Origin of the sequence: Bradyrhizobium sp., assembly GCF_049691595.1 — a bacterium.
Lineage (GTDB): Bacteria > Pseudomonadota > Alphaproteobacteria > Rhizobiales > Xanthobacteraceae > Bradyrhizobium.
Genome location: NZ_JBAVNZ010000528.1, coordinates 1 through 4,295, shown reverse-complemented (window position 1 = coordinate 4,295; position 4,295 = coordinate 1). Strand labels below are relative to the sequence as shown.

General features: G+C 65.3%; 4 protein-coding genes. All 4 read left to right on the top strand.

Annotated elements, in window-relative coordinates; translation table 11 throughout:
* The coding region (locus WCE35_RS21410; protein ID WP_424595314.1) for a putative PEP-binding protein at positions 1-1,086 on the top strand (1,086 nt) is incomplete at its 5' end.
* Between the two features lie 50 nt (positions 1,087-1,136).
* Positions 1,137-2,216, top strand: a complete 1,080-nt coding sequence (prfA, locus tag WCE35_RS21405; RefSeq protein ID WP_424595313.1) for a peptide chain release factor 1 — start codon at positions 1,137-1,139, stop codon at positions 2,214-2,216.
* On the top strand, positions 2,213-3,103 hold the full coding sequence (gene prmC, locus WCE35_RS21400) for a peptide chain release factor N(5)-glutamine methyltransferase (protein ID WP_424595312.1): 891 nt from the start codon (positions 2,213-2,215) through the stop codon (positions 3,101-3,103). The genes prfA and prmC overlap by 4 nt, the downstream gene beginning before the upstream one ends.
* Before the next feature lie 483 nt (positions 3,104-3,586).
* Positions 3,587-4,295 (top strand): DUF4167 domain-containing protein (locus tag WCE35_RS21395; RefSeq protein ID WP_424595311.1); only part of this gene is annotated, 709 nt, incomplete at its 3' end.

Below are 4,295 nucleotides of genomic sequence, written 5' to 3'. Positions count from 1 at the left end.
GCCATCATCGTCGACGGCACCTCGGGCGAGATTTACGTCCGGCCGTCGGCCGAGATCGAATCCGCCTATGCGGAGCGGGTGCGGTTTCGCGCCCGCCGGCAGGCACAATATTCGGCGCTGCGCGACAAGCCCTGCGTGACCAAAGACGGCCAGCCGGTCGAACTCATGATCAACGCCGGCCTCGCCATCGACCTGCCGCATATCGACGACACCGGCAGCGCCGGCATCGGCCTGTTCCGCACCGAGCTGCAATTCATGGTTGGTCAGAGCCTGCCGCGCACCAGTGAGCAGCTCGCGCTCTATCGCACGGTGCTGGATGCCGCGGGCGCCAAGCCCGTCACCTTCCGCACCCTCGACATTGGCGGCGACAAGGCGCTGCCCTATATGGAAACCGTGATCGAGGAAAATCCGGCGCTCGGCTGGCGCGCGATCCGGCTCGGGCTGGACCGGCCGGGGCTGCTGCGCGGCCAGATCCGCGCGCTGCTGCGCGCCGGTAGCGGCCGCGCCCTGAAGATCATGTTTCCGATGATATCGGAAGTCGCCGAGTTCGACCAGGCCAAGGCCATCATCGAGCGCGAGCTGACCTATCTGCGCCAGCACGGCCATTCCTTGCCCGAACGCGTCGACGTCGGCACCATGATCGAAGTCCCGGCGCTGCTCTATCAGCTCGACGAACTGCTGCAAAAGGTCGATTTCGTCTCGGTCGGATCGAACGACCTGTTCCAGTTCATGTTCGCGGTCGACCGCGGCAACGCCAAGGTTTCGGAGCGGTTCGATACGCTTTCGGCGCCGATCCTGCGGGCGCTGCGCGACATCGTGTGCAAGGCCAAGGCCGCGAAGAAGAGCGCCTCGCTGTGCGGCGAGATGGCGTCAAAGCCGATCGGCGTGCTGGCGCTGATCGCGCTCGGTTATCGCTCGCTGTCGCTGTCGGCCACCGCGCACGGGCCGGTCAAGGCGCTGATCCTGGACCTCGATGCCAAAAAGGCCGAAGCGATGATAGTGCCGCTGCTGGACGCGCCGTCCGGGAGCGTCTCGATCCGCGAGAGGCTGACCGCATTCGCGGAAGCCGAGGGGCTGTCGTTGTAGCGAGGCTTGTCCAGCCAGCGCCTGGCCATTTTCTCCGTTGAGAACGCCCGATGTTACCCGAAGCCAAACTCGATATCCTGCTCGCCCATCACGCCTCGCTCGAGGCCGAGCTGCTTGGCCAGGTCAGCTCCGGGAAATACGTGCAGGTCACGCGCGAGCTCGCCGAGCTCAATCCGCTGATCGATGCCGTCAAGGCCTACCGCGCCGTGCGTTCCGAGATTGCCGATACCAGGGCGCTGATCGCGGATGCCGCGACCGATCCCGAAATGCGCGGCATGGCGGAGACCGAGCTTGAAACGCTGCAGGCACGCGGCACCGATCTCGAACAGAGGATTCGCGTGGCGCTCCTGCCCAAGGACGCCATGGACGACCGCAACGTGGTGCTGGAAATCCGCGCCGGCACCGGCGGCGACGAGGCCTCGCTGTTTGCCGGCGATTTGTTCCGGATGTATGAGCGGTTTGCCAGCCTGCAGGGCTGGAAAGTCGAGGTGATCTCCGCCAGCGAGGGCACCGTGGGCGGTTACAAGGAAATCATCGCCGAAGTGCAGGGCCGCGGCGCCTTCGCCAAACTTAAATTCGAATCCGGCGTGCACCGGGTGCAGCGCGTGCCCGACACCGAGACCCAGGGACGCATTCACACCTCGGCCGCGACCGTCGCCGTGCTGCCCGAGGTCGAGGATGTCGACGTCGACATCAAGAACGATGACTTGAGGATCGAGACCATGCGCGCGCAGGGCGCCGGCGGCCAGCATGTCAACAAGACGGAATCGGCGATCCGCATCACCCACATTCCGACCGGCATCGTGGTGATGATGCAGGACAGCCGTTCGCAACACAAGAACCGCGCCTCGGCGATGAACATCTTGCGCTCGCGCATCTATGACGCCGAACGCCGGCGCGTCGACGCGGCGCGCTCGGCCGACCGCCGTGAAAAGGTCGGCTCCGGCGACCGCTCCGAGCGCATCCGCACCTATAATTTTCCGCAAGGCCGCGTCACCGACCACCGCATCAATCTGACGCTCTACAAGTTGCCGCAGGTGATTTCGGGCGAAGGCTTGAGCGAACTGATCGAGGCGCTGACGACAGAGCATCAGGCCGCCCAGCTCGCCGCCCAGGGCGCCGCGGCGTGAACGCTGGCAAATCTTTGCCAGGACAGTCGGTCGAGGCCGCCCGGCGCAGCCTGACGTCTCGCTTTAAATCCGGCGGCGTCGATTCCGCCGAACTCGATGCGCGCATGCTGGCCGGCGCGGTGCTCGCGCTTGATCTCACCGGGATGATCGCGGCCGCGAACCGGCGGCTCACGGTGGAAGAATCGGCTCGTCTCGAAGTACTGGCGCAGCGACGGCTGTCGGGAGAGCCGGTGGCGCGCATTCTCGGCGTCAAGGAATTCTGGGGATTGCCGTTGCGACTGTCGGACGCGACACTGGTGCCGCGGCCCGACACCGAAACGGTGGTCGAACTGGCGCTCGACATGTTGCGCGCCGGCGGCGCGCTGGATCGTCGGTTGCGGATCGCCGATCTCGGCACCGGGTCCGGCGCCATCCTGCTGGCGCTGTTGTCCGAGCTACCCAACGCCGGGGGATTCGGCACCGACATCTCCGCGGCGGCCGTGGACACCGCGACCGGCAATGCCGCGCGGCTGGCGCTATCTGATCGCGCAACCTTCATCGCCTGCGATTACGCGAGCGGGCTGTCCGGAGCGTTCGATCTGATCGTGTCGAACCCGCCCTATATCCGCTCGGCCGATATCGCAAGCCTTGCCACCGAGGTCCGCGACCACGATCCGCCCGCCGCGCTGGACGGCGGCGCCGACGGGCTGGATGGTTACCGCACGCTGATCCCGCAGGCCGCCGCCGCTCTGGCGCCGGGTGGCGCGCTCGTGGTGGAGGCAGGGCTTGGCCAGAGCGCGGAGATTGAAGGTTTGATGACGGCGGCCGGGTTAACCGTGGCCGGCCAGCCCAGGGCCGATCTGGCGGGCATCCGCCGAGCTGTCGCAGGCCGGCAACTGCCTCGATAAAGTCTGATTGTAACGCAAAAATACCCCTTGGAATATCCGTCGGGAGCGACTACGTTCCCATCATAACATCGGTCCAGGGATGCTGGCCCCGTAGGTGAGCACGGGTGAAGGCCGGAGTTCTCGAGACGAGAGCCCGCCGATCGAAAGGTTCCAAAACGCAGGTTGAATCGAGCGCAATAGCCGAAGCTGTGCCGCTCTCGACCGCAAAGTGAACGAAAGCCTGATATTTGCGCTTGAAGACTTACGCAAGAAATACGCACGCAACAGGAACTTGGCTTGTTTTGGCAGGCTGAATGATGTGGTCCGCTGGCGGCGCCGGCGGGTGGGGAACGCGTCTTTGCTGAACGCGATGGTTGGCGAAATCGACGCTGTTAGAGACGGCATCGTGATTCGATGCGCGTGAGCGCGCGCCGAATCGGACGAGGCTTGAGAAGGCAACGGCAATAACTTCAATAACTTCAGGGCTGGAATAAAAGGCAAGACATGAGAAACGGTCAAAACAACAAGCGGATGCGTAACCGGAACAACACCAATAACAACAGTAACCGCCGCGGCCAGAACCCGATGACCCGGGTGTTCGAATCGAACGGACCCGACATCAAGATCCGCGGCACGGCTTCCCACGTCGCCGAAAAATACGTCCAGCTGGCGCGCGACGCGCGCTCTTCCGGCGATCCGGTTGCCGCCGAGAACTACTACCAGCATGCCGAACATTATTTCCGCCTGATCGCCGCGGCCCAGGAGCAGTTCCGGCAGAACCAGCCGCAGCCGACGCGCCCGGACAACGAAATGGCTGCCGACGAAGGCGAGGAAGACGGCGAGAGCTATTCCAGCTTCGGCCAGGAGCCCGGCTTCGTGCCACAGCCGCAACAGCCATTCATGCGCGACCAGGGTCCGCGTGACCAGCCGCGCGAAGCGCAGCCCTATCAACGCGACCAGCAGCCGCGCGAGCACCAGCCGCGCGAACATCATCGCGATCGCGAGCATCGCCCGCAGCCGCAGTTTCAGCCGCAGCCACAGCCGGTGATCGCGGATGATGGCGGCGGCGTCGATCGCCTGCCCTCATTCATCACCGGACCGCAGCCGCAAGTGAATGCCGCCGCCGGTGGCTATGAGGGCCATGGCGGCGGCGAGCGCTTCCCGCGCCGGCGCCGCCGGCCGCACGGTCCGCGTCCCGACAGCATGGCCGCCC